Source organism: Cellulomonas jepli (genome assembly GCF_047229345.1).
Classification (GTDB): domain Bacteria; phylum Actinomycetota; class Actinomycetes; order Actinomycetales; family Cellulomonadaceae; genus Cellulomonas_A.
Map to the genome: position 1 here is coordinate 1 of NZ_JBFTER010000206.1, position 1,268 is coordinate 1,268.

The 1,268-nt window shown below is 70.0% G+C and carries 1 protein-coding gene; it reads right to left on the minus strand.

All coding sequences use genetic code 11. The features are described 5' to 3' along the window. Positions 1-40: 40 nt before the first annotated feature. A protein-coding gene (locus AB6N24_RS23095; protein ID WP_412871696.1) for an IS3 family transposase occupies positions 41-1,203 on the minus strand; the annotation gives its coding sequence in 2 pieces (ribosomal slippage) (positions 41-942 and positions 942-1,203; 1,164 coding nt in all). Between the last annotated feature and the right edge of the window lie 65 nt (positions 1,204-1,268).

Consider the following 1,268-nt stretch of genomic DNA (forward strand, 5'->3'; position numbering starts at 1 on the left):
GGGACTGCTGCAGGGTCGGTTGACACCGGGTGAGTGGTGATCATGCCGCAAGGGCGGCGTTCTGGGTGGTGAAGGCGAGCTCGAACTCGACGGGGGTGAGCTTGCCGAGGGCGCGTTGGCGTCGGCGGCGGTTGTAGGTGCGTTCGATCCAGAAGACGATCGCGTCGTGCAGCTCGTCGCGGGTGGCCCAGCGTCGGCGGTTCAGGACGTTCTTCTGCAGCAGCGCGTTCCAGGACTCCATGGCGGCGTTGTCGCCGGCGGAGGCGACGCGACCCATCGAGCCCTGCAGACCCGCGGCGGCGAGGACCGCCCGGAAGCTCCGGGCTCGAAATTGCGAGCCTCGGTCCGAATGCACCACCACGACCCGGGTCGGGGCGCGCCGGGCGACGGCGGTGCGCAGCGCGGTGACGGCGAGCTGGGCGGTCATCCGCTCGTCGATCGCGTAGCCGATGATCCGGTTGCTGAACAGGTCCTTGATCGCGCAGCAGTAGACCTTGCCCTCACCGGTGGGGTGCTCGGTGATGTCGGTGACCCAGACCTGGTCCGGCCGCTGCGCGGTGAAGTCGCGGCGGACGTGGTCGTCGTGGACCGCCGGCCCCGGGGACTTCCCCGCCCCACGGCGGCCCTTGCGGACGGTCACCGACCACAGCCGCTGCTGGGAGCACAGCCGCCAGACGCGCCGCTCGCCGACGTCGTGACCGGCTCGCTCGAGCTCGTCGGCCAGGAACCGGTAACCGAACTCCGGGTCGTCACCGTGGGCGTCGATCAGCGCGTTGGTCAGGTAGGCGTCCTCCAGCTCGCGCTGGCTGATCGGCTCGTCGAGCCAGGCGTAGTACGCCTGCCGGGAGTGGCCCAGCACCCCGCAGGTCAACCGCACCGGGATCCCCTCGGCGGCCAGGTCACGGACCAGCGGGTAGCTCATTTTGGGAGCGATCCGGCGGCGAAGTAGGCCGCCGCGCGGCGCAGGATCTCGTTCTCCTGCTCCAGCCGCCGCTTGTCTCGGCGCAGCTGGACCAGCTCGTTCTGCTCACTGGTGGTCTTGCCGTCCACGACGCCGTCGTCGATGTCGGCCTGGCGCACCCAGCGCCGCACCGACTCCACGGAGATGTCGAAGTCCGCGGCGACCTCGGCGTGGGTCAGATCGCCGCGGCGGGCGATCCGCACGACGTCACGCTTGAACTCGGGAGGGAACTTCTTGGGCACAGCGACATCCTTCCAGCGGGACCTCGTCCCACAGATGGAGTGTCAACCAGCCCTGCAGCAGTCCC